Source organism: Geodermatophilus sp. SYSU D00965 (genome assembly GCF_054050075.1).
Window position 1 is genome coordinate 148,333 of the sequence record NZ_JBJGYQ010000001.1, and the last position, 25,626, is coordinate 173,958.

26 protein-coding genes are annotated in these 25,626 nt (G+C 74.9%); 20 read left to right on the forward strand and 6 right to left on the reverse strand.

Annotated features, from left to right (window positions below; all coding sequences use genetic code 11):
• Nucleotides 1–9 precede the first annotated feature (9 nt).
• Nucleotides 10–1,119, forward strand: a complete 1,110-nt coding sequence (locus tag ACI789_RS00710; protein ID WP_457006225.1) for a sensor histidine kinase — start codon at nt 10–12, stop codon at nt 1,117–1,119.
• Nucleotides 1,116–1,721 carry a response regulator gene (locus tag ACI789_RS00715; RefSeq protein ID WP_457006226.1) on the forward strand — a complete coding sequence of 202 codons (606 nt, stop codon included), beginning with the start codon at nt 1,116–1,118 and terminating at the stop codon, nt 1,719–1,721. The genes ACI789_RS00710 and ACI789_RS00715 overlap by 4 nt, the downstream gene beginning before the upstream one ends.
• Nucleotides 1,722–1,827: 106 nt before the next feature.
• Here ACI789_RS00715 and ACI789_RS00720 read toward each other — a convergent pair whose 3' ends face one another.
• Nucleotides 1,828–2,235 (reverse strand): type II toxin-antitoxin system VapB family antitoxin, encoded by a 408-nt coding sequence (locus tag ACI789_RS00720; RefSeq protein ID WP_456919090.1) that lies wholly within the window; start codon nt 2,233–2,235, stop codon nt 1,828–1,830.
• A gap of 220 nt (nt 2,236–2,455) precedes the next feature.
• Between ACI789_RS00720 and hrcA the strand changes: the two genes are divergently transcribed.
• The 3 genes from hrcA to ACI789_RS00735 all read left to right on the forward strand — a co-directional run bounded on the left by hrcA (nt 2,456) and on the right by ACI789_RS00735 (nt 5,468).
• On the forward strand, nt 2,456–3,478 hold the full coding sequence (gene hrcA / locus ACI789_RS00725; protein WP_457006227.1) for a heat-inducible transcriptional repressor HrcA: 1,023 nt from the start codon (nt 2,456–2,458) through the stop codon (nt 3,476–3,478).
• A 15-nt stretch (nt 3,479–3,493) separates the two neighbouring features.
• Entirely contained in the window at nt 3,494–4,630 is a 1,137-nt protein-coding gene (dnaJ, locus tag ACI789_RS00730; RefSeq protein WP_457006228.1) for a molecular chaperone DnaJ, read from the forward strand.
• Between the two features lie 73 nt (nt 4,631–4,703).
• The gene (locus ACI789_RS00735) at nt 4,704–5,468 is read left to right on the forward strand and encodes a 16S rRNA (uracil(1498)-N(3))-methyltransferase (protein ID WP_457006229.1); all 765 of its coding nucleotides are present in this window, start codon (nt 4,704–4,706) and stop codon (nt 5,466–5,468) included.
• A 135-nt stretch (nt 5,469–5,603) separates the two neighbouring features.
• On the opposite strand, the gene ACI789_RS00740 is transcribed toward ACI789_RS00735, so the two are convergent.
• The 3 genes from ACI789_RS00740 to ACI789_RS00750 are packed head-to-tail and all read right to left on the reverse strand — an operon-like array spanning nt 5,604 to nt 8,919.
• Nucleotides 5,604–7,217, reverse strand: a complete 1,614-nt coding sequence (locus tag ACI789_RS00740; RefSeq protein WP_457006230.1) for a PhnE/PtxC family ABC transporter permease — start codon at nt 7,215–7,217, stop codon at nt 5,604–5,606.
• On the reverse strand, nt 7,214–7,960 hold the full coding sequence (locus ACI789_RS00745; RefSeq protein ID WP_457006404.1) for a phosphonate ABC transporter ATP-binding protein: 747 nt from the start codon (nt 7,958–7,960) through the stop codon (nt 7,214–7,216). Before ACI789_RS00745 ends, ACI789_RS00740 begins: the two co-directional genes overlap by 4 nt.
• Nucleotides 7,957–8,919: a putative selenate ABC transporter substrate-binding protein gene (locus tag ACI789_RS00750; protein WP_457006231.1), complete on the reverse strand. Its 963-nt coding sequence runs from the start codon at nt 8,917–8,919 to the stop codon at nt 7,957–7,959. The genes ACI789_RS00745 and ACI789_RS00750 overlap by 4 nt, the downstream gene beginning before the upstream one ends.
• A 112-nt stretch (nt 8,920–9,031) precedes the next feature.
• Between ACI789_RS00750 and ACI789_RS00755 the strand changes: the two genes are divergently transcribed.
• The 7 genes from ACI789_RS00755 (at nt 9,032) to ACI789_RS00785 (ending at nt 15,187) form a co-directional block, all read left to right on the forward strand.
• Entirely contained in the window at nt 9,032–9,388 is a 357-nt protein-coding gene (locus tag ACI789_RS00755) for a histidine triad nucleotide-binding protein (protein WP_457006232.1), read from the forward strand.
• A 75-nt stretch (nt 9,389–9,463) separates the two neighbouring features.
• Nucleotides 9,464–10,840, forward strand: coding sequence for a diguanylate cyclase domain-containing protein (locus ACI789_RS00760; protein WP_457006233.1), 1,377 nt, complete (start codon nt 9,464–9,466; stop codon nt 10,838–10,840).
• Between the two features lie 85 nt (nt 10,841–10,925).
• Nucleotides 10,926–11,738, forward strand: a complete 813-nt coding sequence (locus ACI789_RS00765) for an enoyl-CoA hydratase/isomerase family protein (RefSeq protein ID WP_457006234.1) — start codon at nt 10,926–10,928, stop codon at nt 11,736–11,738.
• Between the two features lie 91 nt (nt 11,739–11,829).
• Entirely contained in the window at nt 11,830–12,990 is a 1,161-nt protein-coding gene (locus ACI789_RS00770; RefSeq protein WP_457006235.1) for a PhoH family protein, read from the forward strand.
• Nucleotides 12,991–12,995: 5 nt separating this feature from the next.
• A complete protein-coding gene (ybeY, locus tag ACI789_RS00775) occupies nt 12,996–13,499 on the forward strand; it encodes an rRNA maturation RNase YbeY (protein WP_456919097.1) in 504 nt (167 codons plus the stop codon).
• Nucleotides 13,496–14,836: a hemolysin family protein gene (locus tag ACI789_RS00780; RefSeq protein ID WP_456919098.1), complete on the forward strand. Its 1,341-nt coding sequence runs from the start codon at nt 13,496–13,498 to the stop codon at nt 14,834–14,836. The genes ybeY and ACI789_RS00780 overlap by 4 nt, the downstream gene beginning before the upstream one ends.
• Before the next feature lie 6 nt (nt 14,837–14,842).
• A complete protein-coding gene (locus ACI789_RS00785; RefSeq protein ID WP_457006236.1) occupies nt 14,843–15,187 on the forward strand; it encodes a cytidine deaminase in 345 nt (114 codons plus the stop codon).
• Nucleotides 15,188–15,255: 68 nt separating this feature from the next.
• On the opposite strand, the gene ACI789_RS00790 is transcribed toward ACI789_RS00785, so the two are convergent.
• A complete protein-coding gene (locus ACI789_RS00790) occupies nt 15,256–15,810 on the reverse strand; it encodes a hypothetical protein (protein ID WP_457006237.1) in 555 nt (184 codons plus the stop codon).
• A gap of 117 nt (nt 15,811–15,927) precedes the next feature.
• On the opposite strand from ACI789_RS00790, the gene era reads away from it, so the two are divergent.
• The 5 genes from era to ACI789_RS00815 all read left to right on the forward strand — a co-directional run bounded on the left by era (nt 15,928) and on the right by ACI789_RS00815 (nt 20,232).
• Nucleotides 15,928–16,842, forward strand: a complete 915-nt coding sequence (era, locus tag ACI789_RS00795) for a GTPase Era (protein ID WP_457006238.1) — start codon at nt 15,928–15,930, stop codon at nt 16,840–16,842.
• A complete protein-coding gene (recO, locus tag ACI789_RS00800) occupies nt 16,842–17,624 on the forward strand; it encodes a DNA repair protein RecO (protein ID WP_457006239.1) in 783 nt (260 codons plus the stop codon). Before era ends, recO begins: the two co-directional genes overlap by 1 nt.
• Nucleotides 17,621–18,400, forward strand: a complete 780-nt coding sequence (locus tag ACI789_RS00805; protein WP_457006240.1) for an isoprenyl transferase — start codon at nt 17,621–17,623, stop codon at nt 18,398–18,400. The genes recO and ACI789_RS00805 overlap by 4 nt, the downstream gene beginning before the upstream one ends.
• Nucleotides 18,401–18,417: 17 nt before the next feature.
• Nucleotides 18,418–18,705: an antibiotic biosynthesis monooxygenase family protein gene (locus tag ACI789_RS00810; RefSeq protein WP_457006241.1), complete on the forward strand. Its 288-nt coding sequence runs from the start codon at nt 18,418–18,420 to the stop codon at nt 18,703–18,705.
• Nucleotides 18,706–18,828: 123 nt separating this feature from the next.
• Nucleotides 18,829–20,232 (forward strand): glycine--tRNA ligase, encoded by a 1,404-nt coding sequence (locus ACI789_RS00815; protein WP_457006242.1) that lies wholly within the window; start codon nt 18,829–18,831, stop codon nt 20,230–20,232.
• 72 nt (nt 20,233–20,304) lie between these two features.
• Here the strand turns inward: ACI789_RS00815 and ACI789_RS00820 are convergent, their stop codons facing one another.
• Nucleotides 20,305–20,877, reverse strand: a complete 573-nt coding sequence (locus tag ACI789_RS00820; RefSeq protein WP_457006243.1) for a DinB family protein — start codon at nt 20,875–20,877, stop codon at nt 20,305–20,307.
• Between the two features lie 120 nt (nt 20,878–20,997).
• On the opposite strand from ACI789_RS00820, the gene dusB reads away from it, so the two are divergent.
• The 3 genes from dusB to ppdK all read left to right on the forward strand — a co-directional run bounded on the left by dusB (nt 20,998) and on the right by ppdK (nt 25,487).
• On the forward strand, nt 20,998–22,170 hold the full coding sequence (gene dusB / locus ACI789_RS00825) for a tRNA dihydrouridine synthase DusB (protein WP_457006244.1): 1,173 nt from the start codon (nt 20,998–21,000) through the stop codon (nt 22,168–22,170).
• Complete coding sequence (locus ACI789_RS00830; RefSeq protein ID WP_457006245.1) at nt 22,167–22,622, forward strand: hypothetical protein; 456 nt, start codon at nt 22,167–22,169, stop codon at nt 22,620–22,622. Before dusB ends, ACI789_RS00830 begins: the two co-directional genes overlap by 4 nt.
• Nucleotides 22,623–22,778: 156 nt before the next feature.
• Complete coding sequence (gene ppdK / locus ACI789_RS00835; protein WP_457006246.1) at nt 22,779–25,487, forward strand: pyruvate, phosphate dikinase; 2,709 nt, start codon at nt 22,779–22,781, stop codon at nt 25,485–25,487.
• Nucleotides 25,488–25,626: the final 139 nt, after the last annotated feature.

The window sequence follows — 25,626 nt, forward strand, 5'->3', positions numbered from 1 at the left end:
TTCCGCGCCGTGGACCCGCGCACTCGCTGGCACCGGCTCGGCTGGGCCGTGCCGTGGCTGCTGTTCCAGGTCTTCCCGCTGGCCGACCTGGTCACCACGCCGCGGCCGACCTGGGTCCGGGTGGTGGCGCTGGCCGGGCTGCTGGTCTTCACCGCCGCCTACCTGGTCGTGTTCGGCAGCCTGTTCGGCCGCCGCGGGAGCGCCTGGCCGTGGCGCGCGCTGCTCGTCGTGGCGGTGCTCGGGGTCTCGCTGTCCATCTGGCTGGGCCCGTCCTGGGCCGGCCTGATGATCTACGTGGCCGCGGCGTCGTCGGGCGGCCTGCCCGAGCGGTGGGTCTGGCCGGCCGTCGGCGGCGCGGCGGCGGTCTGCGCGTCGGTCATCGCCGCGCACGGCATGTTCCCGGACCTGTTCATCCTCCCGGTGATCTGCGTGCTCACCGGCTTCGCTCTGCGCGGCACCCGCTACCTCGTCTCGGTCAACGCCGAGCTGGTGGAGGCCCGGGAGGAGCAGGCGCGCGCGGCGGTCGCCGAGGAGCGGCTGCGCTTCGCCCGCGACCTGCACGACCTGCTGGGCCACAGCCTGTCGCTCATCGCGCTGAAGAGCGAGCTCGCCGGCCGGCTGGCCGAGCGGGACCCGGCGCGGGCGCGGGCGGAGATGGCCGACGTCGAGGCCGCGGCCCGCCGGGCCCTGGCCGAGGTGCGGGAGGCGGTGAGCGGCTACCGGCAGATCGGCGTCACGCTCGCCCTCGCCGAGGCCCGCGCCGCGCTGTCGGCCGCCGGCGTCACGCTGCGGGCGCCGCGGAGCGTGCCGCCGCTGCCGGGCCCGGTGGACGCCGTCCTCGGCTGGGTGGTCCGCGAGGGGACGACGAACGTGCTGCGGCACAGCGGTGCCCGCACGGTCACCGTGGACGTCGCGGTGACCGACGGCCGGGCGGCGCTGACCATGACCGACGACGGCCGCGGCTGCGCGGAGGCGGCCCGCGGCGAGGGCGCGGGCCTGTCCGGGCTGGAGGAGCGGCTGGCCGTGCTCGACGGCCGGCTCGAGGCCGGCGAGGCGCCCGGCGGCGGGTTCCGCGTCGCCGCGGAGGTGCCGTTCGCGGCCCGGGTGGGGGCGCCGTGATCCGGGTGCTGATCGCCGAGGACCAGACGATGGTCCGCGGGGCGCTGCGCGCCCTGCTCGAGCTGGAGGAGGACATCGACGTCGTCGCCGAGGTCGGGCGCGGGGACCAGGTGGTCGCCGCGGCGCGGGAGCACCGGCCCGACGTCGCCCTGCTCGACATCGAGATGCCCGGCGGGGACGGCATCGAGGCGGCGCGGGAGCTGGCGGAGGTGGTGCCCGCCTGCCGGGCGGTGGTCCTCACCACCTTCGGCCGGCCGGGGTTCCTCCGCCGCGCCATGGAGGTCGGCGCCGCCGGGTTCCTGGTCAAGGACGCGCCGGTCGCCGACCTGGCCCGCGCCATCCGCGCCGTGGTGGCGGGGGAGCGGGTCATCGACCGCGACCTGGCCGCGGCGGCGCTCGCCCTGGGCGCGACGCCCCTGTCGACGCGGGAGGCCGACGTCCTCCGGGAGGCCGCGGACGGCGCCACCGTCGCCGACATCGCCCGGCGGCTGTTCCTGTCCGAGGGGACGGTGCGCAACTACCTGAGCTCGGCGATCGGCAAGACCGGCGCCCGCACCCGCGTGGAGGCCGCCCGGGTGGCCGAGGAGAAGGGCTGGCTGTAGACGGACCCCCTCGCCCCCACCGGAGGAGGACCTCCCTGCCCTCCTCCGCTCGCAGGCTCACGGCGGGGCCCTGCAGGGAGGCCGGCGGCGGGGCCCCCAGGGGCCTTCAGTCCCGGCGGCCGGGGACCGGGGGCTGGGCGGGGATGGCCGCTGTGGTCGGGCCGGCGGCCTCGGCCGGCATCAGGGCGTCGAGGTCGAGCACCCGGACGTGGATGACGTTGCGCTGCTGCAGCGCCGCCCGCAGGGCCCGGTGCAGCCCGTCCTCCAGGTAGAGGTCGCCGTGCCACTGCACCGCGTGCGGGAACAGGTCGCCGTAGAAGGTGGAGTCGTCGGCGAGGAGGGTGTCCAGCGCCAGCTCGCTCTTGGTCGTGACCAGGGTGTCGAGCCGGATCTGCCGAGGCGGGATCATGGCCCAGTCCCGCGTGGAGAGGCCGTGTTCGGGATAGGGCCGGCCGTTGCGGACCGCTTTGAAGATCAGGGCACCGACCTCCGCTCTGCGGGCCCGCGTGGGCACCGGACCGACGGCGCGAGCCTATCGGCCGCCTCGCGGACGGCCCCGTCCGGAGGCTCGCCGCGCGCTTGCGAGCGGTGAGGGGGACGGGGTCCTTCACGTATGCTGTTCTGGCACTCTGTCCGTGCGAGTGCCAGCCGTCCGAGCGGCCGGTGCCGGGAGCGCCCGGGCGCCTCCGCGACGGGGTCGCACGACGCGTCGACCGGTACGGGGAGGTGTCACCGTGGCGCACGACGAGCGCCGCCTGCAGGTCCTGCGGGCGATCGTCCAGGACTTCGTGTCCACCAACGACCCGGTGGGCAGCAAGGCCCTCGCCGAGCGGCACGACCTCGGCGTCTCGCCCGCCACCATCCGCAACGACATGGCCGTGCTCGAGGAGCAGGGCTACATCACCCAGCCGCACACGAGCGCCGGCCGGGTGCCCACCGACAAGGGCTACCGGCTCTTCGTCGACCGGCTCTCCGGGCTCAAGCCCCTCTCGGCCGCCGAGCGCAAGGCCATCGAGCGCTTCCTCGACGGCGCGCTGGACCTGCACGACGTCCTCAACCGGACGGTCCGCCTCCTCGCGCAGCTGACCCACCAGGTCGCCGTCGTCCAGTACCCGACGCTGTCGCGCAGCGCGGTGCGCCACCTCGAGGTGGTGCAGGTGGCCAGCTCCCGGCTGCTGCTGGTGCTGATCACCGACACCGGCCGGGTCGAGCAGCGCGTCGTCGAGTGTCCGGTCGACGTCGACCGGGACGACGTCGCCGAGCTGCGCAACCTGCTCAACACGGCGTTCAGCGGGGCGAAGCTGGTCGACGCCGGGGGCAAGGTGCCCGACCTGCTGGAGACCGCTCCGCCGCACCTGCGCCCGCTGGTCGCCACGGTCGGCGCCGCGCTGATCGAGACCCTCGTCGAGCCCCGGGAGGACCGGCTGGTCGTCGGCGGGACGGCGAACCTGGCCCGCGAGGCGCGGGACTTCCCCGGCAGTCTGCGGCTGTTGCTGGAGGCGCTGGAAGAACAGGTGGTGGTCCTGCGGTTGATCAGCGAGGTGGACACCGGCGGCGCGGTGCTCGTCCGCATCGGCGAGGAGAACGCGCACGAGGCGCTCACTGGTGCGTCGGTGGTGTCCGTGGGCTACGGCTCCGGGGACCGCGCGCTCGGGGGCCTGGGCATCGTCGGCCCCACCCGCATGGACTACCCGATGAACATGGCCGCGGTCCGCGCCGTGGCCCGCTACGTCGGCCAGATCCTGGCCGAGAGCTGAGGCTGAGACTTCTCGATGGCAACCGACTACTACGGCGTGCTCGGGCTGTCCCGCGGCGCCACCGACGCCGAGATCAAGAAGGCCTACCGGCGGCTGGCGCGGGACCTGCACCCCGACGTCAACCCCGACCCGGGGGCCAAGGAGCGCTTCCAGGAGGTCAGCCGGGCCTACCAGGCGCTGACCGACCCGGACAAGCGCCGGATCGTCGACCTCGGTGGCGACCCGTTCGACAACGGCGCCGGCGCGGGTGCGGGCGGGCCGTTCGCGGGTGCCGGGTTCGGTGGCCTCGGCGACATCATGGACGCCTTCTTCGGCGGTGGGGCCACCACGCGCGGCCCGCGCAGCCGCGTCCGGGCCGGCGGTGACGCGCTCATCCGGATCGACCTCGACCTCGACGAGACGGTCTTCGGCACGACGCGGGAGATCACGGTCGACACCGCGGTCCTCTGCGACGCGTGCACCGGCGCCGGCACCGCGCCCGGCACCCACCCGACCACCTGCACCACCTGCGCCGGCCGCGGCGAGGTGCAGAGCGTGCAGCGCTCCTTCCTCGGCCAGGTGGTCTCCTCCCGCGCCTGCCCGACCTGCGCCGGCACCGGCCAGGTCATCCCCGAGCCGTGCCCCAAGTGCGGCGGCGACGGGCGGGTCCGTGCCCGGCGCACCATCCCGGTCAAGGTGCCCGCCGGCGTCGAGGACGGCATGCGCATCCGGCTGACCGGCCACGGCGAGGTCGGCCCCGGCGGCGGCCCGGCCGGCGACCTCTACGTCGAGATCAACGAGCTGCCGCACCCGGTCTTCACCCGCGACGGCGAGGACCTGCACTGCCGGGTCACCCTGCCGATGACCGCCGCCGCGCTGGGCACCACCCTCACCCTCGAGACGCTCGACGGGGAGGAGGAGGTCGACATCCGGCCGGGCACGCAACCGGCCAGCGTGCTGACCCTGCGTGCCAAGGGCGCGCCGCGGCTGCGGGCCACCGGGCGCGGCAACCTGTACGTGCACGTCGAGGTCGAGACGCCCACCCGCCTGGACGCCGAGCAGGAGAAGCTGCTGCGCGAGCTCGCCGCCCTGCGCGGCGAGGACCACCCGGCGGCGTCCCCCTCCGGGGCGCAGGGTGGGCTGTTCTCCCGCGTGCGGGACGCGTTCAAGTGAGCGGGCTCGCGAGCACACCGGTGGACACGGCACCGCCGGGACCGCGGCCGACGAGCGCCGGCGAGGAGGCCGCGTGACCGTCGTGACCGACGACCGCGTGCCCGAGCTGGACGGGGCGCCGCTGTTCCTGCTCGACGAGCTGCCCGACGCCGAGGAGCTGCTCGTCGACGGCGCCGAGGGCCGGCACGCCGTCGACGTCCTGCGGCTCACCCCCGGGGAGAAGGTGCGCGTCGGGGACGGCCGGGGGACCGTCGCCGAGGGGGCGGTGCTCTCCGCAGGGCCCGAGGGGCTGCGGGTGGCGGTCTCCACGCGGCACGAGGTGCCCCCACCGGCGCTGGAGCTGGTCCTGGTGCAGGCGCTGCCCAAGGGCGAGCGCGGCCCGCTGGCCGTGGAGCTGGCCACCGAGCTCGGCGTCGACCGGATCGTGCCGTGGGCGGCGTCGCGCTGCGTCACCCGCTGGCGCGAGGACCGCGCCGCCAAGGGCGTGGCCAAGTGGCGGGCCGCCGCGCGTGCGGCCAGCAAGCAGTCCCGCCGTCCGCGGGTGCCCGAGGTCACCGACCTGATGACCACCCGGCAGGTGTGCGGGGTGCTCGCCGACGTCGACCTGGCGATCGTGCTGCACGAGCAGGCCCGCCACCCGTTGGCCCGGCTGGAGCTGCCGTCGGAGGGCACCGTCGCGGTGGTCGTCGGCCCCGAGGGCGGGCTCTCGGACGGCGAGGTCGTCGCCCTGGCCGCCGCGGGTGCCCGCCCGGTGCGGCTGGGCCCCGAGGTGCTGCGCACCTCCACCGCGGGCGCCGCGGCCCTGGCCGCCCTGTCGGTCCGCACCCGCTGGGGATAGGACGGACCGCGTGCGGGCCGTGACGTGGGGGCCGGAGGCCTCCCGGCACGGTTCGCGGATGCACTCAGGGCGGCCGGGGGACGGCACCTGGCCGTGGTGCGGGCCGGAGGACCGCAGTGTCATCGCCCCCACTCCTCACCGCAGGACGGCGCGGGCGCGGTCGCTGACCAGGTCGACCGCCAGCGTGAGGACGACGACCGCGGCCAGCACCGTGGTGACCGACGCCCAGTCGAACGCGGCCATCTCCGTCGCCAGCAGCGCGCCCAGCCCGCCCGCGCCGAGCAGCCCGACCAGCACCGTGTCGCGGACGACGACCTCCCACCGGTAGAGCGCGTAGGCCAGCACCGGCCCCACCGCCCGCGGTAGCACGCCGTACAGCCAGGCACCCGCCGGGCGGGCGCCCAGCGCGGCCAGCGCCGCCGACGGGCGCGGGTCGAGCTCCTCGGTCACCTCCGCGGCCAGCCGGCCCAGCACCCCCAGCGTGTAGACGCCGAGTGCGAGCGCGCCGGGCAGCACCCCCGGCAGGAGCACGAACAGCAGCACGAGGGCCCACACCGGCGGCGGCACCGCGCGGAGCAGGAGCAGCCCGGTGCGCACCAGGACGCCGGCCGCCCGCCGTCCCGGCCCCGGCCGCCGCGCCGGGCGGGCCGCGACGCCGGCCACCAGCACCGCGCCCAGCGTGGCGACGGCGATCGCGACGACCGACATCTGCACGGTGTCCACCGCCAGCGACGCGATCGAGCGCAGCAGGTCGCCGTCGGTGGAGGGCGGCCAGGCCGCCCCGAGGACGTACGCCAGCTGCTCGCGGACCCGGCCGGACGCCAGCGTCGCCGGCGTGATCGCCAGGTACCACCACGACCAGGCGACGAGGACGACGGTGCCGGCTCCCGCCGCGGTCAGCACCCGGTCCCGCCGCAGCCCGGCCGGCGAGGTGGCCAGCCGCCGGCGCACCGCCCGCCCCGCGACGTCGGCGAGCAGGCAGAGCAGCGCCAGCGCGTAGACCGCGCTCCACACCTGGTCCCACCGCAGCGAGGCGAACGACAGCGACAGCTGGTAGCCCAGGCCGCCGGCGCCGACCATCCCGAGGACGACGGCCGACCGGACCGCGCACTCCAGCCGGTAGAACGAGTACGAGAGCAGCCCGCCCGCGGCCGGTGGCAGCAGCCCGTAGAGCGCCGCGCCGGTGCGCCCGGCGCCGGCCGCCAGCAGCGCCTCGTACCCGCCGCGGGGCACCTCGTCGACGAGGTCGGCGAAGACCTTGGCGGTGACCGCGCCGTAGGGCAGCCCGATGGCCAGCACGCCCACCCACGGGTCCAGGCCCAGCACGTTGACCAGCAGCAGCCCCCACACCGCCTCGTGCAGCCCCCGCGGGACGGCGAGCACCCCCCGCGCGGTGAGCCAGCCGAGCCGGCGCCGTCCCCAGGTGGTCCGGGAGACCAGCACCGCCCCGAGCGCGCCGAGGACGAGCGCGAGCGCGGTGCCGAGCGCGGCGTAGGCGACCGTGACCAGGGCCGAGCCGGCCAGGACGCCGAGGAAGTCCGGGTCCCGGGCCGGCGACAGGGCGGCCGCGGCGAACCGGCCGAACTGCGCCGTCCCGCCGGGGTTGACCACCGCGCCGGTGAACAGGCCCGTCCCGGCCAGCGACCACAGCAGGACGCCGGCCGCGCCGAGTCCCCAGGCCCAGCGCCGGCGGTCCCGCCGCAGACGGGGCGACGGCCGGGCCACCGGCCGCTGGAGCACCGCGGTCACGCCGGCGCCCCGTAGAACGCCGCCAGGTCCGCGGCCGACAGCGCGGCGACCGGGGAGTCGAGCACCACGCGGCCGTCGGCGAGCCCGACCACCCGGTCGCAGTGCCGCAGCACCAGCCCGGGGTCGTGCAGCGCGGCGACCAGCGCCCCGCCGCGCGCCGCGGCGAGCTCGCCGAGCAGGTCCAGGGCGCGGTCGGCCAGGGCCGGGTCCAGCGCGGAGGCCGGCTCGTCGGCGAGCACGAGCTCCGGGCGCTGGACCAGCAGCCGGGCGATCGCCACCCGCTGGCGCTGGCCGCCGGAGAGCCGCTCGGTGCGCTCGAACGCCCGGTCGGCGAGGGCCACCCGGTCGAGCGCGGCCACCACGTCGGGCACGCCCTGCGGCCGCAGCAGCGACCACGCCGCCCGCGCGGCCGGCCAGCCCGCCAGCCGGCCGGCGTTGACGTTGTGCACCACGCGCAGCGGGCCGACCAGCTCCAGGTGCTGGTGCACCGTGCCCACCCGGGCGCGCAGCCGGCGCAGCGCGCGACCGCGCAGCGCAGCCGGGTCGGTGTCCAGCACGCGGACCGACCCGGCCGTGGGTGTCACCGACCCGTTGGCCAGGCCGAGCAGCGTCGACTTCCCCGCGCCGGAGGCCCCGACGAGGGCGACCCGCTCGCCGGGGCCGACCGCGAGGTCGACCCCGGCCAGCGCCGTCGTCCCGCCGAACCGGACCTCGACGCCGGAGAGCCGCAGGACGGGGGTCAGCTGACCAGCCCCAGGTCGCGGCCGATCTGCTCGATCTGGCCGTAGTTGGCGACCTCGGTCGGGATGAAGGAGCCGGCGCCGAACAGGTCGAGGACCTCGGCGTCGTCCGGGTCGTCGGCCGACAGACCGGTGAAGTAGCCGCGCAGCCGGGCGGGCAGGTCGTCGACCCCGAGCCGCTCGGCGGCCCGCGGGCCGAGCAGCCAGTGGTAGTCGTGGTAGGTCGGCGTCTCGGCGTACCGGACGACGGCCGGGTCGATCGCGCCCTCCGCCGACCGCGACGTCCAGACCTGGCTGTTGAGCACGCCGGCCTGGTAGCTGCTCGACGCGACCAGCGCGAGCGTGGCGTCGTGGGAGCCGGAGAAGCCCGGCCCGCCGGGGAACCCCTGCGGGTCGACGCCGGCCTCGCGGAGGAAGTACGCCGGCATGAGCCGCCCGGAGGTCGACGTCTCGCTGCCGTAGGTGAACCGCAGCGGCGCCAGGGCGGTCAGGTCGTCGGCCGGCGCCAGGCCGGTGCCGGCGTTGACGACGAACACCGAGGTGAACCGCTCGTCGATGTCGCGCTGGGCGACCGGCTCGGCGCCGGGGGTCTGCAGGCGGGCCTGGACGCCGGTGAGCCCGCCGAACCAGACGAGGTCGAGGTCGCCGGTGCGGAAGAGGGAGACCGCGGCGCCGTAGTCGGTGACCGGGCGGTACTCCACCTCCAGGTCGAGCGCGGTCGCCATCGAGTCGGCGACGGTGCCGTAGAGGCGCTGGAGGACCTCGGGGTCCTGGTCGGGGATGGCGCCGATGCGCAGCGGGCCCGACGGGCCGGAGGCCGAGGAGGAGACGGGGGAGGAGCGGCCGCAGCCGGTGACCGCGGCGGCGAGGGCGACGCCGGCGCCGGCCAGCAGGGTGCGGCGGGACAGCGGGGGGAGCGGGCTTCCGGGGCCACCCGACCGGGCGACGCGACGGGTGCTCACTACGTCCTCGAGCGGGGGGAGAGGGCGGGCACGGGACACCTCCGGCGGAGAGGGGACGGGTCCCGGCCATCCTGGTCCACGCCGGTGTGACCTGCCCCCTATCGTCCGGGACGTGGAATGCCTCTTCTGCCGCATGGTCGCCGGCGAGGTCCCGGCCACCGTGGTGCACGAGACCGACCGCACGCTCGCCTTCCGGGACATCAACCCGCAGGCCCCGACGCACGTGCTGGTGGTCCCGAAGGACCACCACCCCACGGTGGCCTCGCTCGCCGCCGCCGACCCCGACCTGCTCGCCACCGTCGTCCGCGCGGCGCACGAGGTGGCGGTGCAGGAGGGGCTGGCGACGGAGTACGACGTCGAGCCCGGCTACCGGGTGGTGACCAACACCGGTCCGGCGGCCGGGCAGACGGTGCACCACGTGCACCTGCACGTCCTGGGCGGCCGGCACCTGAACTGGCCGCCGGGCTGAGAGCCGGTCACCCGTGCGGGGGACGGCGGCGGGCGGCGGCTGGACCCCGGACAGGTGCGTTCCGATGCCCCTGCTGTGACCCATGACGACCCGGGGCTCCTGGCGGACGCCGAGCTGCGCACGATCGTGCGGCTGGCCGCGGCACTGCTGGGAACTCCCTGCGCGACGGTCAACATCCTCGAGGCCGAGCACCAGCGCCAGCTCGCCACGCACGGCTTTCCCGGCGGCACCTCGCCGCGCACGGAGTCTCTCTGCCACCGGACCCGTGCGCTCACCGACGGCGTCTTCGCCAGCGCGGACCTGCGCACCGACCCGCGCTTCGCGGACAGCCCGTGGGTGGACGGGCGGTACGGACGCGTCCGCGGGTACGCGAGCGCGCCGCTGCGGCTGGACGGCGTCGTGATCGGCACGCTGTGCGTCTTCGACCCCGAGCCGCACGAGTTCACCGAGCCGGACCGGCAGCGGCTGGCCGACCTCGCCGACGTCGTCGTGGCCCTGCTGGAACGGTGCCGGCAGAGCCGGCTGGTCGGTGAGCTGGCGGCCGAGCTGACCCGCGCGCGGGCGTTCGACCGGGCGCTGCTGGACGCCCTCCCGGTCGGGGTGGTGGCGGCCGACGCCGAGGGGCGGGTGCAGGTGTTCAACGGCGTCGGCCGGGCATGGCTCGGCGACCTGGGGCCCGACGCCGTCCTGGGTTCGGATCTGGCCCGGGAGCTCGGCCTGTACGGGCCCGACGCGACGACCCCGCTGCCGGACGAGGACCTGCCGCTGTCCAAGGTGCTGCGGGGGGAGGCGGTCCGCGACGTGGAGGTCGTCGTCGCGGCGGGGAGCGGGGCCGCCCGCCGCCTCTCGGTGACGGGTGCCCCCATCCACGGCCCGCACGGCCAGCCGCTCGGCGGCGTCATTGCGATGGCCGACGTCACCCGCCAGCGGGAGTTGGAGGACCAGCTCCGGGCGGAGGCGCTGCACGACACGCTGACCGGCCTGCCGCACCGGGGACTGCTGGTCGACCGGGTCCGTCACGCCCTGCAGGGTTCGGCGCGGTCCGGCGTCCCGGTCGCCGTCCTCTTCTGCGACCTCGACGGCTTCAAGGCGGTCAACGACGCGTGGGGTCACGCGGCCGGTGACGCGGTCCTGCGAGAGACCGCCCGGCGGCTGCACACGGTGCTCCGTCCCGGCGACACGGTGGGCCGGCTGGGCGGTGACGAGTTCGTCGTCGTCTGCCCCGACGTGCCGACCGCCGAGGCCGCCGCCGTGGTGGTCGAGCGCGTCGAGCGAGCGGTCACCGCCCCGCTGACGGTGGACCGCGGCCCCGCGGGAGAGGTGCAGGTGGCCGTCGGGGTCAGTGTCGGCGCCGCGCTGTCCCGCCCCGGGGACGCCCCCGAGACCCTGCTGACGCGCGCGGACGTCGCCATGTACCGGGTGAAGCGCGACCACCACGCCCACGTCGGCTGACGCGCCCGCCGACCGCCCTCGCCTCCCGGAGCGGCCTGGTCCCGCTCACCCCGCCGTCCGCCCCCCGAGCTGCCAGGCTCCTCGCATGACCGAGCCCGTGCGCATCGAGCGGGACGGCGACGTCGCCGTCGTCGTCCTGGACAACCCGCCGCTGAACCTCTTCGACGCCCCGGTGTTCGACGTGATCGAGCGGGTCGCCGACGATCTGGGGGCGATCACCGACCCGGCCGACGCCGGCCGCGCCCGCGCGGTGCTGGTCGAGGCCCGGGGCAAGGTCGTCTCCGGCGGGGTCGACGTCACCTTCTTCCGCGACATCGCCGAGGGCCCCGACCCCACCGGGGAAGGAGCCCGGCTGTGGCGGCGGCTGCTGCGCGTCGCCCAGGCGTTCGAGGACCTGCCGGTGCCCACCGTCTTCGCCGCGCACGGGCTGACCCTCACCGCCGCCTTCGAGCTGGCGCTGGCCTGCGACGTGCTGCTCGCGGCGGAGAGCGCGAGCTTCGGGCTGGTCGAGATCGTCGTCGGCCTGACCCCGTCGATGGGCGGTCCGCAGCGGCTGGCCGAGCGGGCCGGCCCGGCGCGCGCCAAGGAACTGGTCTTCACCGGCGAGCGATACCCGGCCGCGGTGCTCGAGCGGTGGGACGTGGTCAACCGCGTCCTGCCCGACGACGGCTTCGCCGAGGCCGCCCGCGGCTACGCCCGCCGCGTCGCCGCCGGGCCGACCGTCGCGCACGCGGCCACGAAGACGCTCGTGACCACCGCCGTCCGTCAGGGCGCGCGGGCCGCCGACGACCTGGTCCCGGAGGTCTCCGGCGCGCTGTTCGGCACCGAGGACCTGCGCGGCGCCGTCGCGTCCTTCCTCGCCGAGGGCCCGGGGAAGGCGACGTACTCCGGACGGTGACCGGCTGCTCGACGCGGGGTTCCGGGGGTCGGCGCGCGGGTAGACTCGGGAGGTCCGCATCGCCGTAGCAGGAAGGCAGGGTCGAGGGTTCTTGCCCGACTCCTCCCCGAACGTCCCCGTGCCGGGTGCACCCACGTCCCGTGAGGCATCGGCGCAGGCCGCAGCGGCGGACGGCCACCTCGGCTCGCCCGCCCCGTCCGTTCCCGGCCTGGAGGACGTCGTCCCGGCCGCGGTCCGGACCACCATCACCGTCCCCGACTCGGTCCCCATGGTCGCCCTCCTCGGCACCGGCGACGAGCTGCTCCGGCTGGTCGAGAACGAGGTCGACACCGACGTCCACGTGCGCGGCAACGAGATCGCCGTCACCGGGCAGCCGGCCGACAACGCCTTCGCCGTCGCCGTCTTCGACGAGCTCATCGCCCTGATCGGCACCGGCCAGGCGCTGCGCCCGGACTCGGTGCGCCGGGTCATCGGCATGCTCCGCGCCGGGGGGTCCGAGCGGCCGGCCGACGTCCTCAGCCTCGACATCATCAGCCGGCGGGGCCGCACGATCCGGCCCAAGACGCTGAACCAGAAGCGCTACGTCGACGCCATCGACGCGCACACCATCGTCTTCGGCATCGGCCCGGCCGGTACCGGCAAGACGTACCTGGCGATGGCCAAGGCGGTGCAGGCGCTGCAGACCAAGCAGGTCAACCGGATCATCCTCACCCGCCCGGCGGTCGAGGCCGGCGAGCGGCTGGGCTACCTGCCCGGCACGCTGAGCGAGAAGATCGACCCGTACCTGCGGCCGCTGTACGACGCGCTGCACGACATGGTCGACCCCGAGTCGATCCCGCGGCTGATGCAGTCGGGCACCATCGAGGTGGCGCCGCTGGCCTACATGCGCGGCCGCACGCTCAACGACGCGTTCGTCATCCTCGACGAGGCGCAGAACACCACCGCCGAGCAGATGAAGATGTTCCTCACCCGGCTCGGCTTCGGCTCCAAGATCGTCGTCACCGGGGACATCACCCAGATCGACCTCCCCGGCGGCGCGCCCAGCGGGCTGAAGATCGTGCGGGAGATCCTCGACAACATCGAGGACGTCCACTTCGCCAACCTGACCAGCTCCGACGTCGTCCGGCACCGGCTGGTGGGCGACATCGTCGACGCCTACGAGCGCTGGGACGCCGCCCAGAAGCGCAGCGCGCCGGCCGGCCCGGGGCAGCCGGCGGTGCGCCCGTCGCGGCCGCGCCGGCAGGGGAGCTGACCGGCATGCCCGTCGAGGTCGCCAACGAGTCCGAGATCGCCGTCGACGAGTCCTCGCTGGCCGCGATCTGCACCTACGTGCTCGCCGAGATGGGGGTCAACCCCATGGCCGAGCTGTCGGTGCTGTGCGTCGACACCGACTACATGAGCACGCTGCACGAGCGCTGGATGGGGGAGAAGGGGCCGACCGACGTCCTCGCCTTCCCCATGGACGAGCTCGACACCGGCCGTCCCGACGAGCCCGAGCCGGGCCCGGCGCTGCTCGGGGACGTCGTGCTCTGCCCCGAGGTCGCCGTCCGTCAGGCCCGCGCCGCCGGCCACACGATGGACGACGAGTTGATCCTGCTGGCCACCCACGGCGTGCTCCACATCCTGGGCTACGACCACATGGAGCCCGAGGAGGAGAAGGAGATGTTCGGCCTGCAGTCCAAGCTGCTGGAGGGCTGGCGCTCCGCGCCCCGGGAGCCCGTGACCGGGGACCCGGTCGACCGGGGGCCGGACCAGCGATGACCTCCGGCGAGATCACCCTCCTGGTGATCGCCGTCTGCCTGATCCCGCTCGCGGGCACCTTCGGCGCGCTCGACGCCGCCCTGCAGCGGGTCTCCAAGGCGCGCGTCGACGAGATGCGGCGCGACGGCGTCAAGCGGGCCGCGGTGCTGGCCGACGTCGTCGACGAGCGGGCCCGCCACGTGGCGCTGCTGCTCCTGCTGCGGATCGCCTGCGAGATGGTCGCCGCGGTGCTGGGCACCGTCGTGCTGTACCGGCTGTGGGGCGGCGGCTGGCAGACGGTGCTCACCGCGGCCGGCGTCATGACCGTCGTCAGCTACGTGCTCGTCGGCGTCGGGCCGCGCACCCTCGGCCGCCAGCACGCCTACGGCGTCGCCCTGGCCAGCGCCGGGGTCGTCCGGCTGCTGGGCCGGGTGCTCGGGCCGGTGGCGACCCTGCTGATCCTCGTCGGCAACATGATCACCCCCGGCCGCGGCTACCGGGACGGGCCGTTCTCCTCCGAGGTCGAGCTGCGCGAACTGGTCGACATGGCCGAGGAGCGCGGCGTCGTGGAGTCCGGCGAGCGCAACATGATCCACTCGGTGTTCGAGCTGGGCGACACCATCGCCCGCGAGGTCATGGTGCCGCGCACCGACGTGGTCTGGATCGAGCGCACCAAGACCGTCCGGCAGGCGCTCGCGCTGGCCATGCGCAGCGGCTTCAGCCGCCTGCCGGTCATCGGCGAGAACGTCGATGACGTCGTCGGCGTCGTCTACCTCAAGGACCTCATCCGCCGGACGCAGGGCCACCACGACCCGAAGAACGGCACGCGGGTCGACGAGATCATGCGGCCGCCGACGTTCGTGCCCGAGTCCAAGCCGGTGGACGAGCTGCTGCGGGACATGCAGGCCCAGCGCATCCACATCGCGATCGTCGTCGACGAGTACGGCGGCTTCGCCGGCCTGGTCACGATCGAGGACATCCTGGAGGAGATCGTCGGCGAGATCGCCGACGAGCACGACGCGTTCCAGCGGCCGCCGGTCGAGCAGCTCGACGACGGGGCGGTGCGGATCACCGCGCGGCTGCCGGTCGAGGACCTCGCCGAGCTGTTCCACGTCGAGCTGCCCCGGGACGACGACGTGGAGACCGTCGGCGGCCTGCTCGCCCGCGAGCTCGGCCGGGTGCCGATCGAGGGCTCGGAGGCGGAGGTCGCCGGGCTGCGGCTGGTGGCCGAGAGCACCGGCGGACGGCGCAACCGGATCGACACGATCCTGGTCTGCCGCGCGCCCGAGCCGGAGGCCGAGGAGACCGAGGAGTCGGGGGCCACCCGGGCGGACGTGCCGGCGGCCGTGGAAAGCTGACCCCTCGTGAGTCAGCCCTCCGCACCCCTGCAGCCCGAGGACGCCAAGCTCGTCACCCTCGCCCGCTCCGCCCGGGGCCGCACCGGTGCCGCCGAGGGCGCGGCCGTGCGCGACACCGACGGGCGCACCTACGTCGCGGCCAGCGTCGCGCTCCCGTCGCTCGAGCTCTCCGCACTGCAGGCCGCCGTCGCCGCCGCCGTCTCCAGCGGGGTCGAGGGGCTCGAGGCCGCGGCGGTCGTCTCGGCTGCCGATGCCGTCGAGTCCGCCGGGCTGGCCGCCGTCCACGACCTCACGCCGTCGGCCCCGGTGTTCCTCGCCGGCCCGGACGGCGCGGTCCGCACCACGGTCTAGCTGCGCACCCCCGTCCAGCTCCGCACCACGGTCCAGCTCCGCACCACGGTCCAGCTCCGCACCACGGTCTAGCGCAGCGGCACGTCCAGGGCCGCGGCGAACGCCTCGGGGTCGCGCACCCACACGGTGAAGGCCTGCTCCGTCGCGCCGTCGGCCGCGAGGTGCCGGACGGCGACCCGCGTGCGCCCCGGCCACCAGCCGCCCCGGCGCTTCGCCCGGGGCCAGCCGGCCGGCGGGGCGCCGCGGCGGGCCTCCCGCACGGCGCTGCGGGCGACCACGTGCAGGACCGACGTGGCTCGCAGCCCCGCGACGTCGGAGGAGAGCCCGGCGTCGGAGACGGTCAGCCGGGTCGTGGACAGCACCAGCACGGCCAGCCCCAGGACGACGGCCAGCGGCACCTCGCCGGCGAGCGCCGCGGCGCCACCGCTCCACGCGGCGAGCCCCAGCCAGAGGCCCAGCCCGAGGACCACCGCTCCCACGAGCCACAGCCGGGCCGGGGAGTACTGCCAGTAGCGCAGCGGCGCCGGGACGACCGTGGCCGAGCGGCGCGCGCCACGCCCGGGGAAGAAGCCGTACGCGGCGACCTGCGACGCGTGCCGCTGGCGCTCCCGACCGATCCGCACCGCCGGCGGCTCGTCCTGCTCCCGTCTCCGCCGACCCGCCACACGGGCATCCTCCCAGGCGCGCGAGGTCGGCCACGCCAGGCCGGGGCTGTCGTCCGGCGGTGGGAGACTGGACGGGTGACCTCGCCGGACCAGCCGTACCGCAGCGGCTTCGCCTGCCTGGTGGGCCGCCCCAACGCCGGCAAGACCACGCTCACCAACGCGCTGGTCGGCGAGAAGGTCGGCATCGTCAGCAACCGCCCGCAGACCACGCGGCACGCCATCCGCGGCGTCGTCCACCGGCCGGGCGGGCAGCTCGTGTTGGTCGACACCCCCGGCCTGCACAAGCCCAAGAGCCTGCTCGGCCGCCGGCTCAACGACGTCGTCCGCGACACGCTGTCCGAGGTCGACGTCGTGGTCTTCTGCGTGCCGGCCGACCAGCCCGTCGGCAACGGGGACCGGTTCATCGCCCGGCAGCTGCGCGAGGTGGCGGCCCCGGTCGTCGTGGTGGTCACCAAGACCGACGCCGCCTCGAAGAAGCAGGTCGCCGAGCAGCTGGTGGCCGCCAGCGCGCTCGTCGACGCCGCCGAGGTCGTCCCGGTCAGCGCGGTCGCGGGCGACCAGGTCGAGCTGCTGGAGGACCTGCTGGTCGGCCTGCTGCCCGAGGGCCCGCCGCTCTACCCGGAGGAGCAGACCACCGACGAGAACGTCGAGCGGCAGATCGCCGAGCTGGTCCGCGAGGCCGCGCTGGAGAAGGTCTTCCAGGAGGTGCCGCACTCCCTCGCCGTCACGGTGGAGGAGATGACCCGCCGGCCCGATCCCAAGCGCCAGGACGGCGAGCTGGTCGAGGTGCACGCGCTGCTGCACTGCGAGCGGCCCAGCCAGAAGCCGATGCTGCTCGGCCGCGGCGGGGAGGTCATCAAGGCGATCGGCACCGAGGCGCGGCACGGGATCGAGACGCTGCTCGGAGCCCGGGTGCACCTCGACCTGCACGTGACCGTGCTCGGCGAGTGGCAGGACGACCCGAAGAAGCTCAACCGGTTGGGCTACTGATGTCCACCACCCCCAAGGCGCTCTACCGCGACGAGGGCGTCGTCCTGCGCACCCAGAAGCTGGGCGAGGCCGACCGGATCGTCACGGTGCTCACCCGCCGGCACGGCAAGGTGCGGGCGGTGGCCAAGGGCGTGCGCCGCACCAAGAGCAAGTTCGGTGCCCGGCTGGAGCCGTTCACCCACGTGGACCTGCAGCTCTACACCGGGCGGAACCTCGACATCGTCAGCCAGGCCGAGACGATCCGCTCCTACGGCCAGCCGATCGCCGGCGACTACCCCGCGTACACCGCCGGCACTGCGGTGCTGGAGACCGCCGACCGGCTCACCGCCGAGGAGAAGGAGCCCTCGCTGCGGCTGTTCCTGCTGGTCATCGGCGCACTGCGGTCCCTGGCCGAGCGCGCCCACCCCGCCGGGCTGGTGCTCGACGCCTTCCTGCTGCGCGCCATGTCCGTGGCCGGCTGGGAGCCGGCGCTGGACGGCTGCGCCCGCTGCGGCGAGGAGGGCCCGCACCGGCACTTCTCGGTGCCCGCCGGGGGCATGGTCTGCCCGCCCTGCCGGCCCGCGGGGTCGGCGATGCCGAACGCGGCGACCATCGAGCTGCTCGACGCCCTGCTGACCGGGGACTGGACGACCGCCGAGGCCAGCCAGGGCACCAACCGCCGCGAGGGCAGCGGCCTGGTCGCCGCGCTGCTGCAGTGGCACCTCGAGCGCGGGCTGCGCTCGCTGCCGCTGGTGGACCGGAGCGAGTCGGCGCCCCGCCGGGAAGTGAGCCTGGGGCTGTGAGGCGTGAGGTCGTGCGTCGTGAGGTCAAGGCCCCGAACCCGCACCCGTCCGGGGCCCGCCCGCCGGAGCTGCCGGCCGACAAGGTGCCCCGGCACGTCGCGATCGTGATGGACGGCAACGGCCGCTGGGCCAAGCAGCGCGGGCTGCCGCGCACCGCCGGCCACGAGGCGGGGGAGTCCTCGCTGTTCGACTGCGTCGAGGGCGCCATCGAGCTGGGCATCGGCGCGATCAGCGCCTACGCCTTCTCCACGGAGAACTGGCGGCGCAGCCCCGACGAGGTCCGCTTCCTGATGGGCTTCAACCGCGACGTCATCCGCCGCCGCCGCGACGAGATGCACGAGCTGGGCGTCCGGGTGCGCTGGGCCGGCCGCCGTCCGCGGCTGTGGCGCAGCGTCATCAAGGAGCTGGAGGTCGCCGAGGAGCTGACGAAGGACAACGACGTCCTCACGCTCACCATGTGCGTCAACTACGGAGGCCGCGCCGAGATCGCCGACGCGGCCGCCGCGATCGCCCGCGAGGTCGCCGCCGGCCGGCTGGACCCCGACAAGGTGGACGAGGCGACCGTCGCCCGCTTCCTCGACGAGCCCGACATGCCCGACGTCGACCTGTTCGTCCGCAGCTCCGGCGAGAACCGCACCAGCAACTTCCTGCTGTGGCAGTCGGCCTACGCCGAGTTCGTCTTCCTCGACACGCTCTGGCCGGACTTCGATCGCCGGCACCTGTGGGCCGCGTGCGAGGAGTACGCCTCGCGGCAGCGCCGCTTCGGGTCCGCGTAGGCGGCGACGTGTTCGCGGTGACCCGCCTGCGGGTGTCGGGAGGCGATGCCGGCGCCCTGGCCGCCGACGTCGAGGTGCTGCTGGCCGCCCTCGCCGCGCGGCCCGGCTTCCGGGACGGCGAGCTCGGCCGGTCCGCCGACGACCCGGGGCTGTGGGCGCTGGTGACCCGCTGGGACGGCGTCGGTTCCTACCGTCGGGCGCTGTCGGCGGCCGAGGTGAAGATCGCTGGTGCCCCGGTGTGGGTGCACGCCCTCGACGAGCCCGGGGTCTACCTGCCGGACGGGGACGCCGCCTCCCCGGCCTGAGGCGACCGGCCCGAGCACCCCCACGTGGGGAGGCGCCGCCGGTGCGCCACCGGACCGCCCGGAGCCGGCAACTACCGTGGACGGGTCAACCCGCCGACCGCCAGCCGGATGGAGCCCCCCGCCGTGAGCGAGAGCACCGCCAAGCACGACCCCGCCCGCCTCGACAAGGTGGTGAACCTCTGCAAGCGACGGGGCTTCGTCTTCCCGTCGGGTGAGATCTACGGCGGCACCCGCTCCGCCTGGGACTACGGGCCCCTGGGCGTCGAGCTCAAGGAGAACATCAAGCGGCAGTGGTGGCGCACCGTCGTCCAGAGCCGCGACGACATCGTCGGCCTGGACTCCTCGGTCATCCTGCCCCGCCAGACCTGGGTCGCCTCCGGTCACGTCGGCGTCTTCACCGACCCGCTGACCGAGTGCCAGAACTGCCACAAGCGGTTCCGCGCCGACCACCTGGAGGAAGAGTTCGAGGCGCGCAAGGGCCGGGCGCCGGAGAACGGCCTGGCCGACATCACCTGCCCGAACTGCGGCACGAAGGGCGCGTGGACCGAGCCGCGCGACTTCAACATGATGCTCAAGACCTACCTCGGCCCGGTCGAGGACGAGTCCGGCCTGCACTACCTGCGCCCGGAGACCGCGCAGGGCATCTTCGTCAACTTCGCCAACGTGATGGGCGCGGCGCGGAAGAAGCCGCCGTTCGGCATCGGCCAGATCGGCAAGTCGTTCCGCAACGAGATTACCCCGGGCAACTTCATCTTCCGCACCCGCGAGTTCGAGCAGATGGAGATGGAGTTCTTCGTCGAGCCGGGCACCGACGAGCAGTGGCACCAGTACTGGATCGACGAGCGCACCCGCTGGTACACCGACCTCGGCATCGCCCGCGACAACCTGCGGCACTACGAGCACCCGAAGGAGAAGCTGTCGCACTACTCGACCCGCACCGTCGACATCGAGTACCGCTTCGGCTTCCAGGGCTCGGAGTGGGGTGAGCTGGAGGGCATCGCCAACCGCACCGACTTCGACCTGAAGACGCACTCGGAGCACTCCGGCGCCGACCTCACGTACTTCGACCAGGGCACGAACACCCGCTGGACGCCGTACGTCATCGAGCCCGCGGCCGGGCTGACCCGCTCGCTGATGGCCTTCCTCATCGAGGCCTACACCGAGGACGAGGCGCCCAACGCCAAGGGCGGCGTCGACACCCGCACGGTGCTGCGGCTGGACCCGCGGCTGGCGCCGGTCAAGGCCGCCGTCCTGCCGCTGTCGCGCAACGCCGACCTCTCGCCGAAGGCGCGGGACCTGGCGGCCACGCTCCGGCAGAGCTGGAACGTCGACTTCGACGACGCCGGCGCCATCGGACGCCGGTACCGCCGGCAGGACGAGATCGGGACGCCGTTCTGCCTCACCGTCGACTTCGACACCCTCGAGGACGACGCAGTGACCGTCCGCGAGCGGGACTCGATGAGCCAGGAGCGGATCCCCCTCGGCCAGGTCGAGGGCTACCTCAAGCAGCGCCTCCCCGTCTGCTGACGCCGTCACCCCCTTCCGTCGGTCCCCGTGGAAACCGACGGAAGGGGCCGCGGAGGTGCACGGCGCCCGCGATCAGCGCCAGCGGTACAGGTCGCGGAGCAGCGCGATCTCGGCGCCGTGGTGCAGCACCTCCCTGTTGATGTGCAGCACGAGCGTGGCCATCGGCGCGTCGGCGTAGGGGCCCTCGGCCGGTCCGCACGGCCGGTGCAGCCCCTCCTCGCCCAGCTCCCGGACGCCCGTCGTCCACGCGGCGTAGGCCGCGTCCAACTGGGCGAGCGCCGTGGCCGCGTCGCCCGGGTACTCGTGGCTCTCGTAGTCCGTCGGCGGCGCGCCGAAGTGCGCGGCCGCCCGCATGCCCAGCACGCCGACCACCACGTGCCCGAGCCGCCACGCGATCGTGGTGACCGGGGCAGGGTCGGGCTCGGGGAACGCGAAGTCGATGGTGAAGTCACCCCGGCCGGCGGCGATCGGCGCGGGTGACGTGCCGCGCGGCCGCACGTTCCACGCGCCCCGGACCGGCTCCCAGCGGTACTCGTCGTCGGTCAGCCCGTCCAGCCGCGGCCGCAGCTGGGTGCGCCAGTGCCAGTCCAGCTGCTCGAGCAGCTCGTGCGTCCAGTCCACCGCCGTCGTCCGTGTCACGTCCATGGCCGCACGCTAGGGGCGGATGCGGTCAGATCCTGTCCGCATCCTCGGCCCGGCCGCCCCGAACCCCCGGCAGAGTGGCTGACCGCCGGGGTGACGCGGGTCGCCGCCTACCCTGGTGGGGTGAGCAGCAGCGTCCTCGAGCGGGGTCCGTCCACCGGGACGGCCCCGGCTCCGCTGCAGCTGGGCACCCTCACCGTCGACCCCGCCGTCGTGCTCGCGCCGATGGCCGGCATCACCAACCCGGCGTTCCGCACGCTGTGCCGCGAGTTCGGGGCCGGGCTCTACGTCTGCGAGATGATCACGACGCGGGCGCTGGTGGAGCGCAACGAGAAGACGCTGCAGATGGTCCGGGCGACTCCCGACGAGAAGGACGCCTTCTCCGTGCAGCTCTACGGCGTCGACCCGGCGACCGTCGGCCGCGCGGTCGAGATGCTCGTCGACGAGGGCGTGGCCGGCACCCGTCCCGCGCACGTCGACCTCAACTTCGGCTGCCCGGTGCCCAAGGTGACCCGCAAGGGCGGCGGGTCGGCGCTGCCGTGGCGGCGGGTGCTCTTCCGCGACATCGTGCGGGCCGCCGTCCGGGCGGCCGGCGACGTGCCGGTCACCGTCAAGACGCGCATCGGCATCGACGCCGACCACGTCACCTACCTCGACGCCGGGCGGATCGCCCAGGACGAGGGCGCCGCGGCGATCACCCTGCACGGGCGCACCGCCGACCAGCTCTACAGCGGCACCGCCGACTGGGCGCCCATCGCCCGGCTGGTCGAGGCCGTCGACATCCCGGTGCTCGGCAACGGCGACATCTGGGAGGCAGACGACGCGCTGCGCATGGTCGCCGAGACCGGGTGCGCCGGGGTGGTCATCGGCCGGGGGTGCCTGGGCCGACCGTGGCTGTTCGGCGACCTGGCCGCGGCCTTCGCGGGGCAGTCCCGGCGCTCGCTGCCGACCCTCCGCGAGGTCGCCGCGGTCATGGTCCGGCACGCCGAGCTGCTGTCCGAGGAGCAGGGTGAGCTGCACGGCTGCACCGACTTCCGCAAGCACGTCGCCTGGTACCTCAAGGGCTTCTCCGTCGGCTCCGACGTCCGCCGGGCGCTGGCGATGGTGAGCTCCCTCGACGAGCTGGGCGGGCTGCTGGCCGGCATCCCCGACCAGCCCTACCCGACGGCGGTGCTCGGCGGTCCGCGCGGGCGCACCAGCCCGCCGCGTCCGGTCGCGCTGCCGCAGGGGTGGCTCGACGACCGCGACGACCCCCGGCCGCCGGCGGGGGCCGAGCTCGGCGTGAGCGGCGGGTGAGCGCCGTGACAGAGGGCCCCTACCTGTACGACGACGACCCGGCGCCGCTGCACACCGGCACCCCGCGGTCGGCGCGCGGCCTGATCCTGGCGATCCTCGGCGGCACCGTGCTGGTCGCGGTGGCGATGGCGCTGGGGCTGCCGCTGGTCAAGGGCAGCCCGGAGGAGCAGGCGCGCCAGGTCACCGGCGTCTTCCTGGACGCCCTCGCCGCGGACGACCTCGAGACCGCCTACGGGCTGCTCTGCGACGTCGAGCGCGCCCGACTCGCCCCCGACGCGGTCCCCGGCGTCTACGCGGCCGGCGGGCGCGGCGAGGTCGCCGGCACGACCGAGGGCGAGCAGGACGGCGAGCCGGTGCAGCGGGTCGACGTGCAGTGGGCCGACGGCAGCACCTCGACGCTGACCGTCGTCAGCGAGGACGGCGCCCGCGTCTGCGGCACCTCCGCCGGCTGACGCTCGCACCGCTCCCGGCCCCTCGCGCTGAGGGGGCCGCCGCCCGTCGGGTCTGGCGTGCCTCTCCGGCATCGGACACGATCACCCCTGCGGAAGACGTATGAGACGTCTGCTCCGGGCGGAGGAGCGGCCGACGGACGAGCGCGGAGGTGCGCGGTGGGCGGAACCGGGCAGGCGACCTGGGTCTACGACTTCAGCCAAGGCAGCAAGGACCAGAAGGACCTGCTCGGCGGCAAGGGCGCCAACCTCGCCGAGATGACCAACCTGGGGCTGCCCGTGCCGCCCGGGTTCACCATCACCACTGACGCCTGCCGCCACTACCTGCAGCACGGCAGCACCCCGCCGGAGCTCGCCGACCAGGTGACCGAGCACCTGACGGCGCTGGAGAAGGCGATGGGCAAGACCCTCGGCGACCCGGCCGACCCGCTGCTGGTCTCGGTCCGCTCGGGAGCGGCGGCGTCGATGCCGGGGATGATGGAGACCGTCCTCAACGTGGGCCTCAACGACGAGTCGGTCCGCGGGTTGGCCGCCCAGTCGGGCAGCGAGCGCTTCGCCTGGGACTCCTACCGCCGGCTGATCCAGATGTTCGGCAAGACGGTGCTGGGCATCGACGGCGAGCACTTCGACGAGGCCCTCGACGAGGTCAAGCGCGCGCAGGGCACCGACCTCGACCTCGACCTCGACGCCGGGCACCTGCAGGACGTCGTCCGCCGGTACGAGGCGATCGTCCGCGAGCACGCCGGCCGGGACTTCCCGCAGGACCCGCGCGAGCAGCTGGACCTGGCCATCACCGCCGTCTTCGACTCCTGGAACGCCGAGCGGGCGATCCTCTACCGCCGCCGCGAGCGCATCCCCGGGGACGCCGGCACCGCGGTCAACGTCGTCGCCATGGTCTTCGGCAACCTGGGCATGGACTCCGGCACCGGCGTCGCCTTCACCCGCGACCCCGGCAGCGGGGAGCAGGGCGTCTACGGCGACTACCTGCAGAACGCCCAGGGCGAGGACGTCGTGGCCGGCATCCGCAACACCGTGCCGCTGACCGAGCTGGAGCGGATCGACGAGGGGGCCTACCGGGAGCTGCTCGACGTCATGGCCACGCTCGAGGCGCACTACCGCGACCTGTGCGACATCGAGTTCACCATCGAGCGCAACAAGCTCTGGATGCTGCAGACCCGCGTCGGCAAGCGGACGGCGGCCGCGGCGTTCCGCATCGCGACCCAGCTGGTCGACGAGGGCCTCATCGACATGGACGAGGCGGTCCGCCGGGTCACCGGCGACCAGCTCGCGCAGCTGATGTTCCCGCGCTTCGTCTCCGGCGGGGACGCGCAGCAGCTCACCCAGGGCATGAACGCCTCGCCCGGCGCCGCGGTCGGCAGGGCCGTCTTCTCCTCCGAGACCGCCGTCGAGTGGGCCGGCCGCGGCGAGGCGGTGGTGCTGGTCCGGCGGGAGACCAACCCCGACGACCTGTCCGGGATGATCGCCGCCCAGGGCGTGCTCACCAGCCGCGGCGGCAAGACCTCGCACGCCGCCGTCGTCGCGCGGGGGATGGGCAAGACCTGCGTCTGCGGCGCCGAGGAGCTGCAGGTCGACACCAAGGCCCGGCGGTTCACCGCACCCGACGGCACCGTCGTCGACGAGGGCGACGTCATCTCGATCGACGGGTCGACCGGCCGGGTGTGGCTCGGCGAGGTGCCGGTCGAGCCGTCGTCCGTCGTCCGGTACTTCGAGGGCGAGATCGACCCGGCGTCGGCCGAGGCCGACGACCTGGTGCGGGCCGTGCACCGGGTGCTCGCGCACGCCGACTCGCGCCGGCGGATGGACGTGCGGACCAACGCCGACACCCCGGAGGACTCCGCGCGGGCGCGGCGCTTCGGCGCGCACGGCATCGGCCTGTGCCGCACCGAGCACATGTTCCTCGGCGACCGGCGGCAGCTGGTGGAGAAGCTGATCCTCGCCGAGGGGGACGACGACCGGCAGGCGGCCCTCGACGCGCTGGAGCCGCTGCAGAAGGGCGACTTCGTCGAGATCCTCGAGGCGATGGACGGCCTGCCGGTGACCATCCGGTTGCTCGACCCGCCGCTGCACGAGTTCCTCCCCGACCTCACCGACCTCTCCGTGCGGGTGGCGGTGGCCGAGGCCGAGGGGCACCACGACGAGGGCCAGCTGCGGCTGCTGGCCGCGGTGCGGCGGATGCACGAGGAGAACCCGATGCTGGGCCTGCGCGGCGTGCGCCTGGGGCTGGTCGTGCCGGGGCTGTTCGCCATGCAAGTACGGGCGATCGTCGTGGCGGCCTGCGAGCGCGTGCAGGCCGGCGGCGACCCGCGCCCGGAGATCATGATCCCGCTGGTCGGCGCGGTGCAGGAGCTGGAGGCGATCCGCGAGGAGACCGAGCGGGTGGTCGCCGAGGTCTGCGCGGAGCACGGGGTCGACCTCCGCCCGCTGATCGGCACGATGATCGAGGTGCCTCGCGCGGCGCTGACCGCGGAGGAGATCGCGAAGTCGGCGGAGTTCTTCTCCTTCGGCACCAACGACCTCACCCAGATGACCTGGGGGTTCTCGCGGGACGACGTCGAGGCGGCGTTCTTCCACGCCTACCTGGACAAGGGGATCTTCGGCGTCTCGCCGTTCGAGTCGATCGACCGGCCGGGCGTGGGCCGGCTGGTGGAGATCGCCGTCGAGCGGGGCCGCGCCGGCCGTCCGGACCTCAAGCTCGGCATCTGCGGCGAGCACGGCGGCGACCCGGACTCGGTGCACTTCTTCCACCAGGTCGGGCTGGACTACGTGTCCTGCTCGCCGTTCCGGGTGCCGGTGGCCCGGCTCGAGGCCGGCCGCGCCGCCCTGGGGGCGGAGCACGTCGGCTCCTGAAGGCGGGTTGCCGGCGTTCCTCGCGGGTTGCCGGCGCTGCAGTGGCGGCACTGCGCGAGAAACGCCGGCAGTGCGGAGCGGTGGTCCGGCACACCATCCCCATCCGCCTCATCCGGACAGCCCCGCGTGGTACCCATGA